This is a genomic window from Robertmurraya sp. FSL W8-0741 (assembly GCF_038004005.1).
Classification (GTDB): Bacteria; Bacillota; Bacilli; order Bacillales; family Cytobacillaceae; genus Robertmurraya; species Robertmurraya siralis.
This window is the reverse complement of record NZ_JBBOQG010000001.1, coordinates 3,462,012-3,483,450: the sequence shown is the minus strand read 5'-3', so window position 1 is coordinate 3,483,450 and position 21,439 is coordinate 3,462,012. Positions and strand designations below refer to the sequence as shown.

Sequence of the window (21,439 nt, the reverse complement as noted above, 5' to 3'; positions counted from 1 at the left end):
ACGATGATTTTATTTTTAGCGGGGACAAGTGACGCAAGAGCTTTAGCGGTTCATTTGCAAAATCAAGGGTATTCAATATTAGCAACCGTTGTGACGGAATCTGCCGCTGATAGTTTAAGAGAAAACGATATTCCATATCAGGTAGGTCGTTTAAGCGAGAATGATATGAAGGAACTGATCTCCAAGCATGAAATAAATGTTGTGGTGGACGCCAGTCATCCTTATGCGGAGGAAGCTTCGAAAACAGCAATGGCTGCAAGCGCTCACTGCAAAATTCCTTACATACGTTATGAGCGGCCGCAAGAACAGTATCAATCTTCCTACATTACAGAAGTTGACAGCTATGAAGAAGCAGCGAAACTAGCGCAAAATCATAAAGGTACCATTATGCTGACGACAGGTAGTAAAACGTTAGATATTTTTACAAAATATTTAATGAAGGATGATATTCGACTTATTTGCAGGATGCTTCCAAATAGGGAGAATATGGAAAAATGTGACAAATTAGGAATTAAACAAAAGGATATTATCGCCATACAAGGACCATTTTCAGAATCATTAAACCAATCATTGTACGAGCAGTTTAAAGTGACATTAATGATTACAAAAGAAAGCGGCAAAGTCGGCTCTGTTGACGAAAAGATGACCGCTGCAATAAAGATGGGAATACCCGTCATTTTAATAAAGCGGCCTTCCATCCAGTATGAAAACTATTGTACTTGTTTTGATGAAGTGACTCATTTATTAGGAGGTTTTATTAATGGCAAACATGAATTTTAATACGAGTTTTACCCCTGTTACGGTCGACCCGGACAAAATATATGATCACAGCTTTGCGATCATTAAGGAAGAGATGGGGGAACATTCTTTTACAGATGAGCAATGGCTGGTAGTGAGACGTGTCATTCATGCTTCAGCAGATTTTGAATTAGGAAGGAGTATGATTTTTACTCCAAATGCGATTGAAGCAGGAATTCAGTCCATTCTTGCTGGTCGCCATGTGGTTGCTGATGTGCAAATGATTGAAAGTGGATCAGGACGTAAACGATTTCAAAAACATGGCGGTGATTTGCATTGTTATATTGCAGATGAGGATGTTGCAAAGGAAGCAAAGGCGCAAGGAACGACGCGAGCGATTATTTCTATGCAAAAGGCAGTACGCTTACATGAAGGCGGTATTTATGCGATCGGCAATGCACCAACGGCATTGTTGGAGTTAATCCGCTTAGTGAAGGAAGGAATAGCCAAACCGGACTTAATTATTGGCATGCCAGTTGGATTTGTGTCAGCAGCAGAATCAAAAGCGGAGTTAGCCGTGCTTGAAGGAATTCCATTCATTACTAATAAAGGAAGAAAGGGTGGCAGTACAGTGACTGTGGCGGCACTTAATGCCATCTCGATTATGGCTGATGAGCGCGCAAACGAAACGAAATAAAAAAGATCCTTCACAAATGCGGCATGGCTACACGACTGGAGCTTGTGCTACAGCGATGACAAAGGCGGCCCTGCAAGCGCTTGTCACCGGAAAAGTACCGAATGAAGTCATGATTTATTTGCCGGTTGGCCAATACGCATCATTTAAAGTAACAGGATTTGAAAAGACAGAAAACGAAGTAATGTGTGAAACCATTAAAGATGCTGGCGATGATCCAGATGCTACACATCAAGCTCGAATCCAAAGCACTGTCCGTTTTTCAAAGCGAAGGGGTATTCACTTAGATGGTGGAATTGGCGTTGGGCGGGTGACAAAAGCTGGACTGCCAGTACCAATTGGTGAAGCCGCGATCAATCCTGTACCGCGAAAAATGATCAATGCGGTTGTTGAAGAAGCGCTTGACGAATATCAATTAGATTGTGGAATAGACGTTATTATTTCTGTTCCGGATGGTGAAGAGATCGCCAAAAAGACATTAAACGGGCGATTAGGAATAATTGGTGGGATTTCCATTTTAGGAACGCGCGGCATTGTCGTTCCGTTTTCCAGTTCAGCTTATATGGCAAGCATAGTACAAGCAATTAACGTTGCGAAAGAAGCAGGATGTGATCATTTAGTCATTACAACAGGTGGCCGAAGTGAGAAATATGCGATGAAGCAATATCCTCATTTACAGGAAGAAGCATTTATTGAAATGGGCGATTTTGTTGGATTTACACTAAAACATATTGCTAAAAAGGAGATTCCCAATGTCTCGCTAGTCGGAATGATCGGGAAATTCTCAAAAATTGCTCAAGGTATTATGATGGTTCATTCAAAAAGTGCACCGGTCAGCTTTGAGTTTTTAGCGGGAATGGCAAAACGAGTAGGCGTAGAAGAAGCCGTTCAAAAAGAAATTTTACAAGCAAACACCGCTTCGCAAGTTGCTGACCTGCTTAAAGGCAATGAAGCCTTTTTTGCAGCACTTTGCAAGAACTGCTGTTATCACGCATTGAATCACATTAATAGCAATATGAATGTTTCGACAACGTTGTATACACTTAGCGGAGAATGTATAGGAAAGGCTGAGAATATTGACAAATTGGATGAAAATGATTGGTATCGGTGATAATGGCGCTGATGGATTGCTTCCTCAATATTTGCAATGGATTGAGGAATGTGAGCTTCTTGTCGGAGGAGAACGCCATTTGAGCTTTTTTCCAACCTTTACAAAAGAGAAGAAAGTGGTTAAGGGTGGATTAACGTCTTTAATGGCTGAATTGCTGAAGGAAAAGAGAAATGTCGTCATATTGGCATCAGGTGATCCGCTGTTTTTTGGCTTAGGCAGTGTCCTCGCCAAGAAACTTCCTTTAGAAATATACCCCTATGCGAGTTCAATTCAATTGGCCTTTGCAAAAATGAAAGAAAGCTGGCAGGATGCATTTATCGTCAGTTTACACGGACGCTCTATAAAGGGTTTTGCCCAGAAAATTGATGGGCGTCACAAAATAGTTGTTTTAACGGATCCAATAAACTCGCCTCAAGCGATAGCAAAGTATTTAAAACGCTTTGGCATGACAGAATATGTTGCTTTCGTAGCGGAAAATTTGCAAGGTGTGGATGAACGATGTCGCCATTTAACATTAGATGAAATGGAGCAAGCCACATTTTCGCCATTGAATGTCGTGATATTAAAACAAAGTGAGCGAGTGGAGCGTTCATCGCTAGGTATTCCCGATCAAGCCTTTATACAACGAAAACCGGATAAAGGACTTATTACGAAAAAAGAAGTGCGAATTCTTAGTTTGCAAGAATTGAAGCTTAAAGATAATAGCATTGTGTGGGATATCGGCACTTGCACGGGCTCTGTTGCCATTGAAGCAGCGAAAATGGCACGCGAAGGTGAAGTTTATGCGATTGAAAAAAATGAAAATGATTTGCAGAACTGTTTGCAAAATCAAGTGAAACATCGTGCTGACTTTGTTGCAGTGTTAGGAAAAGCACCAGAACGTCTCGATGAATTTCCTGATCCCAATGCTATTTTTATCGGCGGCAACGGCGGCAATATGGAAGAACTATTGAAAATATGTATTTCACGCCTGCTTCCAAACGGTCGTCTCGTCATGAATATTGCCACAATTGAAAACTTGGCAGAAGCGATGCGCCATTTAAAAACATTAGGCTGTGAAGTAACGGTCACGCAGGTGCAAATTTCAAAAAGCAAACCAATATTAAATTTGACTCGTTTTGAGCCATTAAATCCGATTTTTATTGTGAGTGCACAGAAAGGAAAAGAATGATGACGATAGGTACATTATACGGTTTGGGTGTAGGACCCGGAGATCCAGAATTAATTACTGTCAAAGCATTTCGCAAATTGCAGGAGTGTCCTGTTATTGCCTATCCGAAGAAATTAAAAGGCAGTAAATCATATGCCCATCGAATTGTCGAAGTGTATATTAACACAGCGGAAAAAGAAATGCTCGGCTTAGTATTTCCAATGACAAAAGATGAAGATACATTAAGAATTGAGTGGGGAAGATCGGTTGATGCTATTTATCGCTATTTAGTTCAAGGAAAAGACGTTGCTTTTGTGACAGAAGGCGATCCGATGTTGTTTAGCACCTTTATTCATATTATGAATTTAATGAAATCAAAATTCCCAGAAGTGCCAATAGAAACAGTGGCAGGAATTTCGTCCTTTAATGGCGCTGCGAATCGTTTAGGAATTCCATTGGCAGACGGGGACGAGTGTGTTGCAATGATCCCGGCGACAGAGAATATGGAGGAAATGCGAAAAGTGATTGAATCTCATCATTCAATTGTCTTTATTAAGGTTGCAAAAGTAATAGATGATATGTTGAATCTACTAGAGGAAATGAATCTATTAGAAAGGACCCATGTCGTAACAAAGGTGACCTCTGATGAAGAAGTGATCTGGAATGTCCATGACCTTCGGGGAGCGGAGTTAAATTACCTGTCGTGCATGGTGGTGCGCAAATAATGAAGAAAATTTGGATTATTGGAGCAGGACCAGGTGATCCGGACTTAATTACGGTAAAAGGGTTGAAGCTTTTAAAGGAAGCGGATGTAGTGATGTACACGGATTCGCTTGTTAGTGAAACATTAGTGGCAGAAGCAAAGGCATCGGCAGAAATTATCCGTACAGCTGGTATGCATCTTGAAGAAATGGTGGAAACCATTGTAGACCGAATAGATGCGGGAAAAATGGTAGTGCGCCTCCATACAGGTGATCCGGCAATGTACGGAGCAACGATGGAGCAGGTTGCCTTACTAAAGCAACATGGTATCACATATGAGGTGATCCCAGGTGTCAGCTCTGTTTTTGCTTCCGCTGCTGCAGTAGGGGCTGAGCTAACGATTCCCGATTTAACACAAACCCTTATTTTAACAAGGGCAGAGGGGCGTACCCCTGTACCAGAACGTGAAAGACTGCAAGAATTAGCGAAGCATCATTGTACGATTGCGATGTTTTTAAGTGCTACTTTAACTAAAAAAATTATGAAAGAATTGCAGTTGGCTGGTTGGGCTGACAATACACCAGTTGCTGTCGTTCAGCGGGCATCTTGGCCAGATCAAAAAATTGTTCGTACCACACTGATTGAATTAGATGAGGCGATGCGCGTCAATGGTATTAGGAAACATGCAATGATTTTAGCTGGTTGGGCTTTGGATCCGAATATTCATGAAAAGGAATACCGTTCGAGATTATATGATAAAACCTTTACTCACGGTTTTCGAAAAGGTGTGAAGACCAATGATTAGCTTGCACGAGGGTGTGATCCCGACTATTGCAAAACGAAAACCGTATGCCCTTGTTGCCATTACAAAACATGGAGTGGAGAATGCGAGGCGCTATACGGAAATTTTTCCATATGCTGATCTTTATTATATGAAGAAATTTGCCTATGGAGATGAGGATGAGCGTCAAATTCAATTGTTTGATGGCACGGTGCGCTTATTGCTACCAGCGCTGTTTCAGCATTATAAAGGGATTATCTGTATTATATCGCTCGGCGCGGTAGTGCGCATGATTGCTCCATTATTAAAAGATAAAAAGAAAGATCCTGCTGTGCTCGTAGTTGATGATAAAGGTCAGTACGTCATCAGCGTTTTATCTGGTCATATCGGTGGAGCTAATGCTTTAGCGGGAGAATTGGCCCGTGCAATTGGAGCGTTATCTGTCATCACAACAGCTTCAGATGTCCAAAAGACGATCCCTGTTGATTTATTTGGAGCACAATTTGGCTGGATGTGGGATAGTGACGAGAAGCTGACACCTGTAAGTGCAGCAGTTGTAAATGAAGAGCATGTTGCGATCGTTCAAGAAGCAGGAGAAAAAGAGTGGTGGATATACGATCATCCAATGCCGGCTCATCTAAAACTTTATCCTTCCACAAAAGCAGCAATTGAAGCAAAGCCAGCAGCAACTCTTCTTATTACCGATCGTCTAATTGCTCCGCATGAAGAAGTATTGCTTGAAAACGGAGTCGTCTATCGACCAAAATCCCTTGTTTTGGGAATCGGCTGTAATCGGGGAACGAAAGTTGAGGAACTTGAGCAAGTGGTGAGGGACACATTAACCGCGTTAAACTTAAGTATAAAAAGTGTTAAGGCAGTTGCTTCCATCGATTTAAAGAAAGATGAACAGGGGTTACTTGCGCTAACAGCAAAGCATAATTGGTCATTTGTTACTTACAGTGCAATTGAACTGAATGAAATGCCGATACAAAACCGCTCGGAAACAGTTTATAAATATACTGGTGCATACGGAGTTAGTGAGCCGGCAGCGCTGCGTTATGCGCGTGCGAAATCATTAGTATTAGAGAAAAAGAAAAGCGGAAATGTAACCATCTCTGTTGCACGCATTAATTTTGAGGAGGGCTAAAATGAATCGTTTTGTGCTGGCAGGTACAGGAAGCGGAGTTGGAAAAACAACATTTACGATTGGGATGATGCGTGCATTGATGAAGCGTGGTTTCAATGTCCAAGGATTTAAATGTGGACCGGACTATATTGATCCTACTTATCATACCGCGGTTACAAAGCGCCCTTCTCGAAATATTGATAGTTTCATGATGTCGGCAGAAGTTGTTCGTGCGATTGTTGCTAGAGCCAGTCGAGAAGCGAATATTGCGATGATTGAAGGAGTAATGGGTTTTTATGACGGGAAATCGCCATTATCCAATGAAGGCTCTGCTGCCCATATAAGTGAAATAACTGAAAGTCCAGTGATTTTAATCGTGAATGGGGCGAGCATGGCAAGGAGTGTCGCTGCTGTCGTGAAAGGTTTTCAGTTGCTCGATGAAAAATCAAATATTGTGGGCGTTCTGGTTAATCAGTTGGGAAGCAGAAGCCATTATGAAATTGTAAAAACGGCAATTGAAAAGGAATGTGAGATCCCTGTTGTCGGTTATTTGCAAAAGGGAGCGGTGGACCCATTGCCAAGTCGTCATTTAGGATTAGTTCCAGCAATTGAGCGTGGTGATCTAGATTATTATTTTGCTCGTCTTGCCGAGGCGATTGAGGAGACCGTCGATCTCGAGCTTTTATTAAAAATTACGAAGGCGGAACCTATCGAAGTTTTTTCCTCTATTTTTGATGCCCAAACAGAGAGGAAGCCTGTTCATATTGCGGTAGCAAAAGACTCAGCCTTTAATTTCTACTATGAGGAAAACTTTGAACTCCTCCGCGCATATGGGGCTAAATTACATTTCTTTTCCCCGCTGCAAAATGAGGTGGTTCCCGATGTTGCACAAGCACTGTATATTGGTGGGGGATTTCCGGAAGAATTTGCTGCACGCTTAGCAGAAAACGAAGCAACAAAACGGTCCATTCGCTTCGCTATCGAAAGTGGTCTCCCAACATTGGCAGAATGCGGTGGGTTTATGTACTTAACGGAGGAAATTATTAATCGCAGTGGAGAGCCTTATTCGATGGTTGGAGTGATACCTGGGCGTGTACGGATGCAGGAGAAGCTGGCCGCCCTTGGCTATCGTGAAATTACAGGGCTTGCTGGAAACTTCTTAATTGGGGAAGGAGAAACGGCAAAGGGGCATGAATTCCACTATTCCCAATATGAAGGAAAGTATACAACACCCGCATATTTTAATAAAGGGCGTTTTCGTGCTCGACAAGAAGGCTACCTTTATAAAAATCTTGTTGCTGGATATACCCATTTTCATTTTGCTTCGAACCCAAAGTTAGTGGAAAATTGGTTAACTGCGTCGCATTCAAAATTTAGCAGTATCAATTAAAATAGATTATTTATTCTATCTGAACTTAAATTTATCCGGGTATAGTCCCTTATGATATGTAAATTAATTAATCTATGAGTTTGGAGGGATGTAAATGAATTATTTCCCGTTGTTGATGAATATCGACTTTAAAAAGGTGGTAATAGTTGGCGGAGGACATGTCGCTCGCCAAAAAGTCGAAGCGTTACTACCAACTAAAGCACAATTAATAGTAGTTAGTCCAAAGATAACGGAAACATTACAACGCTATGTTCATGAAGGTTTTGTTACTTGGAGAAACAAAGAGTTTGAACCGGCTGATTTAGATGACGCATCCCTTATTTTTGCTGTTACGGATGATGAAGAAGTTAATAATGCGGTTGAGGAAGCTGCCCAGCATTGGCAACTGCTTAGTCGTGCCGATGCAAAAGGGCGCGTTGATTTCATCAATCCAGCCGTTGTTCGGCGCGGTGAATTTGTGGTCACCGTTTCGACATCTGGTGCAAGTCCAGGTTTAACACGTAAGATGAAAGCGGAGTTGGAAGAACAATTTGGTGAACCATATGCGGAGTACGTTTTCTTTTTAAAGCAAGCGCGCAAGCAAATTTTAAGATTATTTTCAGGCGAAAAGAAAAAGCAGCTGCTTGCAGATTTGTTGGAACCACAAGTTTTGCAGTGGATTGAACAAGGAGAAAAGGAAAAATGTAATGCATGGTTACAACAAAAGATAGGAGAACAACAGTGAGCGGATATGTTTATATTGTAGGTGCTGGTCCTGGAGACCCTAAATTATTGACGATTCGGGGACTGGAGTGTCTTCAAATTGCTGATGTGATTTTATATGATCGCTTAGTAAATCCTCAGTTATTAACACATGCGAAGGCGAGTGCTGAACTCATTTATTGCGGGAAAGAACCGGGAAAACATAGGCTCATTCAAGAAGAAATTCATCGTATTCTTATTGAGCAGGCTAAGCTAGGCAAGCAAGTAGTACGCCTTAAAGGCGGGGATCCCTTTGTCTTTGGTCGCGGAGCGGAAGAAGCAGCGATTTTACGGGAAGAGAATATTCCTTATGAAGTCGTTCCTGGAATAACTGCTGGAATTGCCGCCCCTGCCTATGCGGGCATCCCTGTTACACACCGTGATCATGGTGCAAGCTATGCCATTGTTACAGGTCATGGACGAGCAGAAAAAGGAGAAGACTTTTTAAATTGGTCCGCACTTGCGCAAATTGATACGGTTGCTTTCTATATGAGTATTGGCAATATTGCCCACATTGCAAACAGCTTAATCCATTACGGCAAAAACGAAAAAACGCCTGTAGCTGTTATTGAATGGGGGACAACTGAAAAGCAACGAACGATTACGGGAACGCTTGCCACTATTGCTGAAGATATACGAAAACACGACATTACCAATCCTTCCCTTGTTTTAGTCGGGGATGTGGTTCAGCTAAGGGAGCAGATTGCCTGGTTTGCAGAGAAGGAGCAAGAATTATGCTAGAAATTCTAAAAAAACGTCGAGCAGTTCGTCAATTTGACACACGTGAGGTGGAACGCTCAAAAATCGAGGCATTACTAGAAGCTGCCACATATGCCCCTAATGATCGAATGAGAGAGCCTTGGCATTTTTATGTACTGCAAGGTGACAGTTTAAAAGGTTATAGAGAAGTGGCGCTGCATTATCTCCAAAAGCGTTTTCCGACCAAACCTCATTTAGTGGAGAGCTCAATGGCTGCTATCACGAAAACGCCGCTTGTTATCGTCGCGACTTCTGCTATTGTCACTGGTGATGAGGGAGCAACAAAAGATAATACATTTGCTGTTAGTTGCGCCATCATGTCGATGTGGTTAATGGCCGAACAGCTAGGGCTAGGAATGGTATGGCGAACTCGCGGAGTTGGTTTTGTTCATGATACGGCATTGCATACGTTTATTGGTGCGACTGATGAAGAGCAATTAGTAGGAACATTGTGCATAGGCTATCCAGCTGAAGAGATCACCTCCCCGAAAAAACGCACTTCGTATACAGAAAAAACAACATGGCTTTAAGGAGGCATAAGCATGGCAGGTCAGGGGATGGTGTTAGTTTATACCGGAGATGGTAAGGGAAAAACGACTGCTTCCCTCGGCATTGCGTTAAGGGCAATCGGCCGTGGAATGACGGTTAAGTATTTTCAATTTATTAAATCTCCGGAACGTACATATGGGGAGCAAATCGCTCTAAGAAAATTAGGGGTTGAGACGATTCAATTAGGTGTTGGCTTTACATGGACGAAAACACCTGAGGAGCATCGGACCGCCCTCTTACAAGCATGGCAGCTCGTAAAGACGGAGCTGCAAAATGAAACGACTGATTTATTAGTATTAGATGAATTGAATAATGCGCTTGCGATCACCCGTTTTCCTGTTAATGACGTTTTGCCGCTGCAAGAAGTTGTAAAGGCAATCAAGGACCGCCCGAAAAAAATGCATCTTGTCATCACTGGGCGCAATGCCCATCCAGCGATTCTTGCACTAGCCGATTTAGTGTCAACGATCGAAGCGACGAAGCATTATTACAGCGAACAAAACATTAACGCTTTAAAAGGATTAGAGTTTTGAAAAAAAGCAGGTGTTAAGGAGGTACTATTATTCCTAAAATGACAAAGACACGTTTTATGCTACTACTGTGGATATTGGTAGGAGTCCTGCTTATTTCAATAACCTTTGCGGTAATGTTAGGATCTGTCGGGATAACTCCTCGAATCATTTGGGAAATTCTCTTTGCAAAGCTGGGTATCCCAGTCGAGACATCGGCATCGAGAGCACAAGCCATTATTATTTGGGAAATTCGATTACCGCGGGTGTTATTAGCCGCACTTGTTGGTGCTTCCCTTGCTATTTGCGGGGCAGCGATTCAAGCACTAGTGAAAAATTCGATTGCAGACCCATATATTTTAGGGGTTTCTTCAGGAGCATCAGTCGGAGCGACTGCCGTTATTTTATTAGGTGCATTTAGTGCCCTTGGGATGTATGCTTTATCGTTAGCTGCGTTTTTAGGAGCAATCTCTGCTGTTGCAATGGTATTTTTGTTGGCACGAGTGAATGGTAGAACTTCAGTTATCCGCCTTCTGCTGGCAGGAATTGCGATTTCGATGGTGTTTTCTGCTATCACCAATTTTATGCTGATGATGTCGAAGCAGCAAGGGGGAATCCAAGCGGTTATGCATTGGATGCTCGGCAGCTTAGCTGGAGCGAAATGGTCAAATATTGCCATTCCGTTTGGTACATTGCTCGTTGTGTTTATTTTATTATTTATGAACTACCGCCAGCTTAACGCCTTGCTTCTGGGGGAAGAATCGGCTGGAACACTTGGGGTCAATATTGATCGCTTTCGAATTTTTATCATTATTTTTGTTTCACTACTAACTGGAGTTGTTGTTGCAGTCAGTGGCAGCATTGGCTTTGTTGGCTTAATTATTCCACATTTAGTTCGGATGGTCGTCGGTTCTAATTATAAGTACGTTCTTCCAACTAGTGCCCTCGTTGGTTCGATTTTTTTAGTTTGGGCAGACATGGTTGCCCGTATCGTTATAGCGCCTGAAGAAATGCCGATTGGGATTATTACTGCTGTTTGCGGAGGGCCTTTCTTTATTTGGATGCTGAGAAAGAGACGATATTCTTTTGGGGAAGGTGAGTGATCTTGCTTCAAGTGGAAAGTATTTCTTATTCAATATCGGACAAGCAAATTCTCGATGATATTTCTTTTTCGGTTGCTCAAGGTCAATTTATCGGTGTTATTGGGCCGAATGGAAGCGGTAAATCAACGATGTTAAAGATCATCTACCGCCATTTAAAGCAAACAAGCGGTCTTGTAACCTTGTTTGAGAAAGATCTTCTTCAATTCCCTCAAAAAGAATTGGCTCAAAATATTGCAGTCGTCAGTCAAGAAGCTCCTGTTCTTTTTGATTTTACCGTAAAAGAGCTAGTGATGATGGGAAGAACACCATATAAAAAATGGCTGGCAAGCGATAAGAATGAGGATTATGCAATTGTGAGTGATAGCATGCGCTTGGCTAATATTACTCATTTAGCAAATCGTTATTTTAGTGAATTATCTGGTGGGGAAAAGAAACGAGTTTTGCTCGCCCGTGCTCTTGCTCAGCAAGCCAATATATTAATTCTAGATGAGCCAACAAATCATTTAGATATTGAGCATCAATATCAATTAATGGACTTGGTTCGAGAGTTGCCAATCACGATTGTTGCAGCGCTTCATGATCTGAATTTAGCGGCTGGGTATTGTGATGAACTGCTCGTGATGAAGGACGGCGCTCTCTTCCAGTCTGGAACTCCAGAAGAAGTGCTAACGAAAGAGACGTTGCAAGAGGTGTTTCGTGTCAATGCATTCGTTTCGAAAAATCCATTCACGGAGAAATTGCATCTATTTTTCTATACGGAACAGTAAATAGAAATGAGGATATAAAATATGAAAATGAATAGACTGTGGCTTTTGCTGCTATTTTCAGCAGCATTTATCCTTTCTGCCTGTTCAAATGAAGAGGCGGGAACTGAAGCTGTAAAAGATGAGGAGAAGCTCGAGCCAATCGTAATTAATAATGAAGGTTTTGTAATTGAATACGCTGCTGCACCAAAACGGGCTGTATCCTTAAACCAACATGTAACTGAAATCATGCTCGCCCTTGGGTTAGAGGATTCCATGGTAGGGACTGCTTATTTAGACAATGAAATATACGAGCCTTTACAGGAAGCTTATCAGAAAGTTCCAGTACTGGCAGAGCAATATCCTTCCAAAGAGGAAATTATCGCGGTGGAAGCAGACTTTCTATATGGCGGATGGGCTAGTGCATTCAATGAAAAAAGCATTGCAACACGTGAGGAGTTAAAGAAGTTAGGGATTGATAGCTATCTCCAATCATCATCGGTACAGGTTGGACCAACACTAGAGGATATTTATAAGGATATTAACAATATCGCAAAGATTTTTAGAATAGAAGAACGCGGTCAATCGTTGATTAAGCAAATGGATGACGATATTGAAAAAATTGTTTCGCAATTGCCGGAGGTGACGGAGCCCCTTGATGTTTTAGTATTTGATAGTGGCGAGACGGAGGTATTCACAGCGACGCAAAATTTTATGAATACACTTGTGACGATGGCCGGTGGTCATAATGTGTTTGCTGATGTGGAAGGAAACTGGGCTACTGTTTCAAAAGAGGATGCTGTCGAGCGTCAACCTGACGTCATTGTCATAATTGATTATGGAACAACGACTGCAGAGCAAAAAATTGAATTTCTAAAAACGGATCCTGCATTGAGCCAAACACCTGCTGTTCAGAATGAACATTTCGTTATTTTGCCTTTATCAGCAGCTTCAGAAGGTGTTCGTGTCGCAGAGGCGCTTGATATTTTAGCAAGAGGGTTTTACCCGGAAGCTTTTGAATAGAAACGATATACGAAGAATGGCTAAATAGGGAGGGAAATGATGACTACATGGAATTTAATGCAAATGGAACGACACTTATTGATTTGTAATGGAGCGACTTGTATGAGAGCTGGCGCGGAAGATGTGACTATGCAGATTCGCGATGAAATCCGCAGCAATCATCTTGATGAAAAAATCCATACATCGCGGACGCGCTGCAACGGCCGCTGTAAGGACAAATGTGTGGTTATTGATTATCCGAAAGGGACATGGTACTCGGTTCAACAAGAAGAAACAGCCCGTGCCATTGTTCATGAAACGGTAGATGAGGATGCGATTATATATTCTGTCGAGAACGGCGAACGGAAACGTGCTACTCATCGTGTCGAAGGAATTAATAAGTACAAGAAGGGAAATGGAGCAATGAAAAAAGCGATATTATTTGTTGGCCATGGAAGCAGGCTGGAGGAGGGCAATGAAGAAGTTCGACAATTTGTAGAACAAACAAAAGCGGACATTGATCCTGCACTTCTCGTGGAAACTTGTTTCTTAGAGTTTGCTGCACCAAATATTGAAGAAGGGATTCAAAAATGTGTGGAAAAAGGGGCTGATGAGATTCATGTAATACCGATTATCCTTCTCCATGCAGGGCATTCTAAACTGCATATTCCTGCAGAAATTGAACATGCGAAGGAACATTTTCCGGATGTCCACTTTACTTATGGCCAAACGATCGGAATACATGAAGAAGTTTTTGAGATATTAAAAACAAGACTTACAGAAGTTGGCTTAAATGTGAATGAAAAGCATGAGGATACTGCCATATTATTAATTGGGCGCGGTGGAAGCGATCCTTATGCCAATGGAGATTTTTATAAAATTAGCAGACTATTATGGGAAAAATTAGACGTACCGATCGTTGAGAGTGCTTTCATGGGGGTCACTACTCCAACTGTTGAAGAGGGAATGAATCGCTGTATTAAATTAGGTGCAAAAAAGATCATTATGCTTCCTTATTTTTTATTTACGGGCATTTTAATGGAGCGAATGAATAAAATGGCTGAACAATTTCGGCTAGCTTATCCAAATGTGTCAATTGATATTGCTGAATATTTTGGTTACCATCCGAAATTAAAAAAAGTCTTATTGGAAAGAATGAATCAAGCTTTAGAGGGAACTTCGACAGGAATGCAAGATCTAGAAAACTTTCGCCAATATGCAAAAGAAAATGGTTATGAGCATCACCATCACCACCATCATCATTAAATACAGGAATCACTTGGACGAGCTGATGCATTTCACATTTGAATTGCATCAGTTTGTTGACAAAAGGCAGTAAGAGTTGCAATCAATTTTTGAGCTTTTTTAAGGAGATGCCAAGTCTAACAGGAATTCATTGTACTGAAAGCAAGCAGCACCTCCATCGCCTTTGTTTTTTAGACCTCTAACATTACTATTTCATGCTACCTCTTTTTTTTTTGCAGCGGCAAAGACTCTTTATGACGCACATTTAATTCTTTTACCTCTTTTATACATTATCAACCAATGGAGCAAGAAACGAAAAATTTGAATGCTGCTCCGAGCTTCCGTCCCAATGATTTAGTGGTACTTTCAGGTCGCTTGTGGTCAACCTATTCCTCACCATCATTTATCCAGTAACTCTATAAAATCTTTCATTTATTTGTTTAATCGTATTGTTGATAAAATTGAGTCAAAATCAACTCTGACATATAACGAAAGCCTAAATTAAAATTTCATGATTTTTCAGTTTGCTTCATTTTATTATTTGTATACATCTCTTTAAGTTCTAGGATGTGAGGTATTGATTGTTTGGTTTTTTTAAGAGTGTGTTTAGCTCTAGCTTCTAACAAACTCAATCGTTAATGAAAAACAAGAGATTTTCTTAATCGAAAGAACAAGGTCCTTCCTTTGTTTGTACGGCGAGGGCACTAAGAAAAGCTTCTTAGACTGATCATCGCAGGAACAATCTGCTTTCTGATTGTTTCAAAGGTGTCCCATGCTTTTGTTATTGGATAATGAAATATGTTTCTTTATAAAAATAGCGGCAGTGCGAATTTCTGAATGGGATGTGGAATAACTTCTCGAAACTAAACCGAGAGTCATTTAAAGATAGAACTATATTCATGTTGTAAATAGAAATAATTGCATGGTAATATTATTTCAATAGTCAAAATAATCAATCTTTAATCCTTAAAAAAGTATCTCCTAGGATATGTAGCAAATTAATAACAAAAAAGCGAGTGATCACCAAGGAGGTCTGACGGTATGGTACAAACAAAGAAAAATCGCTGGCTTATTGCAGCGGCGGCTGTTGGGATTCACATCTCAATTGGTTCCGTATACGCTTGGAGCAATTTCACGAATCCCCTTAAAAATATGTTCGGCTGGTCTGATTCAGAAGTGGCGTTGACCTTTAGTATTGCTATTTTGTTTTTAGGGCTGTCGGCCGCCTTTTTAGGTCATTTTGTTGAAAAACACGGACCTAGAAAAGCTGGATTGTTGGCAGCAACATTTTTTGGCATTGGTATAGCTGGCTCTGGCGTTGCTGTATTAATAGGATCAAAGTTATTGCTTTATTTATTTTACGGGGTCCTAGGCGGGATCGGGCTCGGTGTTGGATATATTGCACCGGTTTCAACCTTGGTTAAATGGTTCCCGGATCGCCGTGGTCTTGCTACAGGTCTCGCGATTATGGGTTTTGGCTTTGCAGCAGCAGTAGCAAGTCCAATTATGAATAGTTTGATAGAAAATGTAGGGGTAGCAAACACCTTTTTTATTTTAGGAAGCGCTTACTTTTTGGTGATGCTGGCTTCATCATTATATTTAGAAAAGCCGCCTGAAGGATGGATGCCAAAGGGGTTTGAGGAGAAGGTCGCTGCAGGTACAGCAAAGCCTCGCCTTGATTTATCTCAATTAACAGCAAATGAGGCCGTAAAAACGAGCCGTTTTTGGTATTTGTGGATTATGCTCTTTATTAACGTAACCTGTGGAATTGCGATTTTAGCTGTTGCGAAGCCATTAGCAATGGAGACTATCGGAATTGATACTGTAGCCGCGGCTGCTCTTGTTGGTGCAATTGGTGTGTTTAATGGTTTAGGGCGAATCGGGTGGGCTTCAATCTCAGATTATATTGGCCGACCAAATACGTATACTGCCTTCTTCATTTTGCAAATTGCCTTGTTTTTCTTACTTCCTTTAACGACCAACGTTCTGTTATTCCAAGTGATGCTAGCGATTATTTATACCTGTTACGGCGGTGGATTTGCTTCAATTCCTGCTTATATTGGCGATTTATTTGGAACGAAACAGCTCGGTGCCATTCATGGTTACATTTTAACTGCATGGGCCGCGGCTGGTCTTGTTGGACCAATGTTTGCTGCATATATCAAGGATACAACGGGGACGTATGCAGGCAGCTTAAATATTTTTGCCTGTCTATTTATTTTCGCCCTGATCGTTTCGTTGTTAATAAGAATGGATATATCTAAACTTCGTAAGCAAAAAGAATCCAGTATAACGGCCTAAACCTAAATTTATGAAGTGGTATACGGGGAGGGAGCATGAATAGGTGAAGAAGAGCATAACGAAAAGAACCATCACCCGTTATACGCAAGGAAGCATTGAAGAAATAGAAGATACCATTGTTACTGAACATCCTATTACAATCAAATTGAATCAAAGTGAGTTTGCGACACTTGTTTGTACACCGGAATATGTTGAAGACATGGTTATTGGTTTTTTAGCCTCAGAAGGGGTCATTAGAGGTTTTGAAGATATTGATGATATATGGATTCAAGAAAAGGAAGGATTTGCTCATGTCAAGACAAACTATATCAATCATTTTTACGAGAAATTTCATTCCAAACGCTATATAACCTCTTGCTGTGGCAAAAGTAGGCAAAGTTTTGTTTTTTTTAATGATGCTAGAATGTCGCACTCATTTCAAGATGTGAACGTAAAGTTATCATATGAGGATTGTTTTCGAATAATGGAAGAAATGGGCAAGGGTTCGAAGACATTTACGGAGACTGGTGGTGTTCATAATGCCGCATTATGCAGTAAAGAGCAGCTGCTTCTTTTGCGGCTTGATATCGGAAGGCATAATGCATTGGATAAGATATATGGTTATTGTTTACGAAACCATATTTCATTAAAGGATAAAGTGTTGGCTTTTAGCGGACGAATATCGTCTGAAATACTAGCAAAAGTAGCGAAAATTGGTTGTGAAATTGTTTTGTCTAAATCGGCTCCAACTGAACTTGCCCTTGAACTCGCTGAAGAGTTGGGAATTACAACAGTGGGGTTTATTCGAAGCAGATCGTTAAATGTTTATACACGAAGTGACAGAATCATTGACTGAAAAAAGGGGTGTTTCGTTATGGATGTGCAAACAAAACAGGTGGAAACGATATGCAGTTTTTGTGGAACAGGCTGCGGCCTGACAGTGGAAGTCGCGAATGAAAAGATCAGCAAGGTTAAGGGTCATAAAGAAAATCCATCAAGCCATGGGGAAACCTGTGTCAAGGGCGCTCTTGGTTGGGGATATATCAACAGTGAGAGAAGGTTAACTGAACCATTAATACGGAAAAATGGCAAGCTTACACCTGCAAGCTGGGATGAAGCACTAACCTTAATAGCTGAGAAATTTTCTGCTTTAAAGGCACAGTATGGACCAGATGCTTTCGGCTGTTTCAGTTCTTCGCGATCAACCAATGAATTAAACTATTTAGCTGGAAAATTTATGCGTACGGTCATCGGAACAAACAATATTGATAGCTGTAACCGAACATGACACGCCCCAAGTGTCACCGGTCTGGTGACGGTGTTTGGTACAGGTGCAGCGACGGGCTCCTATGATGAATTGGAAAATACGGATGTGATCCTTGTTTGGGGAAGCAATACCCAGGAATGTCACCCGATTATTTTTAATCACATGCGCCGAGGAATTAAGAATGGTGCCAAAATGGTTGTGATTGATCCGCGTAAAATTGATCAAACAAAGCTTGCTCACAAGTATTTGCCAGTACGTGTTGGAACAGATATAGCTCTAGCGAATGCAATGGGTAATGTCATAATTGACGAAGGGTTAGTCAATCTTAAATTCATTCAACATGCTACGAAGGAGTTTGAGTTGTATAAAGATGCGGTGAAACAATACACACCAGAATATGCTGAAAAAATTACAGGAGTGCCTGCAGATGACATTCGAGAAATTGCTCGTTTATATGCAACCGCGGAGAAAGCAACAATCTGTTGGACATTGGGAATTACGGAACATCATAATGGAACAGAGAATGTATTTTCGTTAATTAATCTAGCATTATTGACGGGGCATATTGGCAAATATGGTTCTGCTTTAAATCCCCTTCGAGGTCAAAATAATGTTCAGGGCGGGGGAGATATGGGAGCATTGCCAAATCGCCTTGTTGGCGGCTGGAATTACGATGACCCTCAAGGAAGAGAATGGCATCAGCGAGTATGGGGAAATCCGGTTCCGGAAAAAATAGGCAAGCATCAAACTTTAATGTTGGATGCAATGGAAAAGAAGGAAATTAAGGCGCTATATGTTATCGGAGAAAATCCCGTCCAATCCGATGCTGATGGAAACTATGTACAAAGGGTGTTCAATAATCTTGAATTTCTAGTTGTTCAAGACATTTTGATGACGAAAACAGCCATGCTTGCTGATGTCGTTCTTCCGGCTACAGGTTGGGCTGAAAATGATGGCACAATCACTAATTCTGAACGTCGCATTCAGCGAGTACGCCCTGCTTTAAAAGGTCCAGGTTTAGCGCGCCATGACCATGTCATTGTTCAGGATATTGCCAATAAAATGGGAGCAAGCTGGAGCTATCAATCTGCCGAAGAAATATGGGAGGAAATTCGAATACTCGCACCTAATTTTGCCGGAATTACGTATAAGCGAATCGACAAAGAGGGTGGACTGCAATGGCCATGTTATGATGAAAGTCATCCGGGCACGCCCTACCTTCATAGCCGCCTTTGGTCTGATCAAGTAGGAATGAAGGCCAGGTTTGTACCAAGCCATTATCAGCCTCCAGCAGAGGTTCCTGATCAAGAATATCCATTGACATTGACGACAGGACGGAGGCTACAATATTATAATACAGGCGTACAAACCCGCTATTATAAAAAGGCGAAGAATGCTGAGGAAGCATTGGAAATTCATCCGGATGATGCAGCATTGTTCGGATTTCATGATGGAGAAGCAGTCCGAGTCACCTCGCGTAGAGGAAGCGTCGTTACCAAAATCAGAATCAGCAAAAAACAACCAAGGGGATTAGTATTTATGTCGTTTCATTTTCCCGATCAGGCTAATACGAATCTTCTTACGAATCACGCAACCGATCCACTAGCTGGAACAGCAGAATTTAAAGCTTGTGCGGTCAAAATTGAAAAAGTTGAGGATGAGAATTCTTTATCGTAATGATAAGTTAAGATCAGAAAAAGATTGAATTACAGAGAAAAAGAATGTGCGCTTGCAAAGCATCCAGCCATTTTATGTCTATTTGCTTGTAGCGAAGTGAAAAACGAATATGGTAGAGAGGCTGAGATTCTTGATGATAGAGGATTTCAGCTTTTTTGCTTTAAATGACTGGAAGTGTGAGTATAGTTGTGGAAAAATTTAAATGAGGCATCACAAGATATTCAAGTGATGCTTTAAACTGTTCTCATTCCAACATTCTACCCATTTTTTGGTTAATTCATAGTAAATCAACATGAGCAATTGATTTTGTTGCAACAATACTGTATGATAGATAGTATATAAAAAATACTGTACGTTATATAGTATTTTAAAGATGAGGTGAACAGGTGAGTCAGTTATTAAATTCGTTAACAACTGAACTTAGGCGAGGAACTTTGACTTTGGCTGTTTTAAGCCAATTGCGAACACCCCAGTATGGGTATTCGCTTGTTCAGTTATTAGAAGGTTCAGGAATTATTATCGATCAAAGCACTTTATATCCTTTACTTCGACGCCTAGAAAAGCAGGAATTGGTGACAAGTAGCTGGGATACATCAGAAAGTAGACCTCGGAAATATTATGTTTTAAGCGCATATGGAGCAGAAATATTTTTAAAGTTAAAAGAAGAATGGATGAAAAACGCAAAAGAACTCTACAGTTTATTGGAAGGGGGAGAGAAGGATGGATTTAATTAAAATATATATTCAGGAAGTAACTAGGCGCTTACCCGAAAAAAATCGTGAGGATATCGCCCTTGAGCTATCTTCCACGATAGGGGATATGCTACCTGATGAGTATAGTGATGAAGATGTTAACTCAGTATTAGAAAAGCTAGGGAGTCCGGTAGCATTAGCGTATGGATATCGTGATAAACCAATGTATTTGATCGGTCCTCGTTACTTTGATGTGTATGTCAGTCTATTAAAAATGATATTCCCAATTGCTTTAATCGTATCGTTTATTTCCATTTTTGCGGAATATACGACTGGATACAGTGAAGAATCGCTCATAAAAGTAATGGTGAGCCTATTAAGCAAAGGGATATTGACTATATTCGAGGTGGGAATTCAATTCTTATTTTGGATCACTCTTGTATTTGTTATTTTAGAGAGAACAGATAAAGGAAATAATGGGCAGCCATTAACTGCAACATTTAAAAAATGGAAGCCGGAAGATTTGAAGGATATTCCGTACATTCCTAAGAAAAAAACAATTTCAAGAATTGAGATATTTGGCAGTTTACTGTGGATTGGTATATGGGCAACACTTTATTTCTATGCGGAACGTTTATTAGGTGTTTATACTGGTAGTTTAGAAGGTCTAAAACTAGTTGCTCCAATGTTTAATCAAGAGATTTTGTTGCGATATTGGCCACTGATTATAATCGTGATTGGTCTTGAATTAACTTTTGTCCTTTACAAATTAATTAAGGGGCAATGGACAAAGAGAGTGGCGATATTCAATACAGTACAAGAACTTGTTGGGGCCGTTGCATTTATCATCATAATTGTAACGCCAAATTTACTAACCTTAGAATTTATTGACTATATGACGGAGTTATTTTCAATAACTTCCACTCAATTTATGTCTTTAATTATTGGTGGGGGGATTTTCATATTACTTATATCTTCGGCAATGAGCATTTTCGATGGTTTTCGGAAAGCGAAGATTGGTTGATTTGACGAGGGGGTTAGACACTTCTACATTTGTAGAGGTGTTTTTAACTTTTTGATTAAATACAATTATCGGCTTCAAAGTGGATGGTGAAAAATAATGGTAAATGGATGGTGAAAAAAGGCTTTTTCTAATTTATACTGAATATTTGAATGAATC

At 40.8% G+C, this 21,439-nt stretch carries 21 protein-coding genes; all 21 read left to right on the top strand.

The window, feature by feature from the left end; genetic code table 11:
- The first annotated feature begins 3 nt into the window (after positions 1 to 3).
- The 21 genes from cobK (at position 4) to NST02_RS16745 (ending at position 21,283) form a co-directional block, all read left to right on the top strand.
- Positions 4 to 780, top strand: a complete 777-nt coding sequence (gene cobK, locus NST02_RS16845) for a precorrin-6A reductase (protein ID WP_095311095.1) — start codon at positions 4 to 6, stop codon at positions 778 to 780.
- A complete protein-coding gene (locus NST02_RS16840; protein ID WP_095311093.1) occupies positions 761 to 1,435 on the top strand; it encodes a precorrin-8X methylmutase in 675 nt (224 codons plus the stop codon). Before cobK ends, NST02_RS16840 begins: the two co-directional genes overlap by 20 nt.
- Complete coding sequence (locus NST02_RS16835) at positions 1,410 to 2,543, top strand: cobalt-precorrin-5B (C(1))-methyltransferase (RefSeq protein WP_321177957.1); 1,134 nt, start codon at positions 1,410 to 1,412, stop codon at positions 2,541 to 2,543. The genes NST02_RS16840 and NST02_RS16835 overlap by 26 nt, the downstream gene beginning before the upstream one ends.
- Entirely contained in the window at positions 2,521 to 3,714 is a 1,194-nt protein-coding gene (cbiE, locus tag NST02_RS16830; protein WP_212933544.1) for a precorrin-6y C5,15-methyltransferase (decarboxylating) subunit CbiE, read from the top strand. Before NST02_RS16835 ends, cbiE begins: the two co-directional genes overlap by 23 nt.
- Positions 3,714 to 4,418 (top strand): precorrin-2 C(20)-methyltransferase, encoded by a 705-nt coding sequence (cobI, locus tag NST02_RS16825; RefSeq protein ID WP_095311089.1) that lies wholly within the window; start codon positions 3,714 to 3,716, stop codon positions 4,416 to 4,418. The genes cbiE and cobI overlap by 1 nt, the downstream gene beginning before the upstream one ends.
- Positions 4,418 to 5,200: a precorrin-4 C(11)-methyltransferase gene (cobM, locus tag NST02_RS16820; RefSeq protein ID WP_095311087.1), complete on the top strand. Its 783-nt coding sequence runs from the start codon at positions 4,418 to 4,420 to the stop codon at positions 5,198 to 5,200. The genes cobI and cobM overlap by 1 nt, the downstream gene beginning before the upstream one ends.
- Positions 5,193 to 6,323, top strand: coding sequence for a cobalt-precorrin 5A hydrolase (locus NST02_RS16815; RefSeq protein ID WP_212933363.1), 1,131 nt, complete (start codon positions 5,193 to 5,195; stop codon positions 6,321 to 6,323). Before cobM ends, NST02_RS16815 begins: the two co-directional genes overlap by 8 nt.
- A 1-nt stretch (position 6,324) precedes the next feature.
- Positions 6,325 to 7,692, top strand: coding sequence for a cobyrinate a,c-diamide synthase (locus NST02_RS16810; protein ID WP_340949306.1), 1,368 nt, complete (start codon positions 6,325 to 6,327; stop codon positions 7,690 to 7,692).
- 94 nt (positions 7,693 to 7,786) lie between these two features.
- Positions 7,787 to 8,416, top strand: coding sequence for a precorrin-2 dehydrogenase/sirohydrochlorin ferrochelatase family protein (locus tag NST02_RS16805; RefSeq protein WP_095311080.1), 630 nt, complete (start codon positions 7,787 to 7,789; stop codon positions 8,414 to 8,416).
- Positions 8,413 to 9,174, top strand: coding sequence for a uroporphyrinogen-III C-methyltransferase (cobA, locus tag NST02_RS16800; protein ID WP_095311078.1), 762 nt, complete (start codon positions 8,413 to 8,415; stop codon positions 9,172 to 9,174). Before NST02_RS16805 ends, cobA begins: the two co-directional genes overlap by 4 nt.
- Positions 9,168 to 9,722, top strand: coding sequence for a nitroreductase family protein (locus NST02_RS16795; RefSeq protein WP_212933365.1), 555 nt, complete (start codon positions 9,168 to 9,170; stop codon positions 9,720 to 9,722). The genes cobA and NST02_RS16795 overlap by 7 nt, the downstream gene beginning before the upstream one ends.
- A gap of 12 nt (positions 9,723 to 9,734) precedes the next feature.
- The gene (locus tag NST02_RS16790; protein ID WP_095311074.1) at positions 9,735 to 10,274 is read left to right on the top strand and encodes a cob(I)yrinic acid a,c-diamide adenosyltransferase; all 540 of its coding nucleotides are present in this window, start codon (positions 9,735 to 9,737) and stop codon (positions 10,272 to 10,274) included.
- Between the two features lie 38 nt (positions 10,275 to 10,312).
- Positions 10,313 to 11,353: a FecCD family ABC transporter permease gene (locus NST02_RS16785; protein ID WP_212933366.1), complete on the top strand. Its 1,041-nt coding sequence runs from the start codon at positions 10,313 to 10,315 to the stop codon at positions 11,351 to 11,353.
- The gene (locus NST02_RS16780; protein ID WP_373315053.1) at positions 11,353 to 12,120 is read left to right on the top strand and encodes an ABC transporter ATP-binding protein; all 768 of its coding nucleotides are present in this window, start codon (positions 11,353 to 11,355) and stop codon (positions 12,118 to 12,120) included. The genes NST02_RS16785 and NST02_RS16780 overlap by 1 nt, the downstream gene beginning before the upstream one ends.
- 21 nt (positions 12,121 to 12,141) lie before the next feature.
- Positions 12,142 to 13,119 carry an ABC transporter substrate-binding protein gene (locus NST02_RS16775; protein ID WP_340949305.1) on the top strand — a complete coding sequence of 326 codons (978 nt, stop codon included), beginning with the start codon at positions 12,142 to 12,144 and terminating at the stop codon, positions 13,117 to 13,119.
- 39 nt (positions 13,120 to 13,158) lie between these two features.
- Positions 13,159 to 14,364: a CbiX/SirB N-terminal domain-containing protein gene (locus NST02_RS16770; RefSeq protein ID WP_095311063.1), complete on the top strand. Its 1,206-nt coding sequence runs from the start codon at positions 13,159 to 13,161 to the stop codon at positions 14,362 to 14,364.
- Positions 14,365 to 15,384: 1,020 nt separating this feature from the next.
- Positions 15,385 to 16,644, top strand: coding sequence for an L-lactate MFS transporter (locus NST02_RS16765; protein ID WP_137742739.1), 1,260 nt, complete (start codon positions 15,385 to 15,387; stop codon positions 16,642 to 16,644).
- 43 nt (positions 16,645 to 16,687) lie between these two features.
- Entirely contained in the window at positions 16,688 to 17,479 is a 792-nt protein-coding gene (gene fdhD, locus NST02_RS16760; protein WP_095311058.1) for a formate dehydrogenase accessory sulfurtransferase FdhD, read from the top strand.
- An 18-nt stretch (positions 17,480 to 17,497) separates the two neighbouring features.
- Positions 17,498 to 19,567: a formate dehydrogenase subunit alpha gene (fdhF, locus tag NST02_RS16755; protein ID WP_340949304.1), complete on the top strand. Its 2,070-nt coding sequence runs from the start codon at positions 17,498 to 17,500 to the stop codon at positions 19,565 to 19,567.
- Positions 19,568 to 19,953: 386 nt separating this feature from the next.
- Positions 19,954 to 20,301: a PadR family transcriptional regulator gene (locus NST02_RS16750; protein ID WP_095311054.1), complete on the top strand. Its 348-nt coding sequence runs from the start codon at positions 19,954 to 19,956 to the stop codon at positions 20,299 to 20,301.
- The gene (locus NST02_RS16745) at positions 20,288 to 21,283 is read left to right on the top strand and encodes a hypothetical protein (RefSeq protein WP_137742741.1); all 996 of its coding nucleotides are present in this window, start codon (positions 20,288 to 20,290) and stop codon (positions 21,281 to 21,283) included. The genes NST02_RS16750 and NST02_RS16745 overlap by 14 nt, the downstream gene beginning before the upstream one ends.
- Positions 21,284 to 21,439 lie beyond the last annotated feature (156 nt).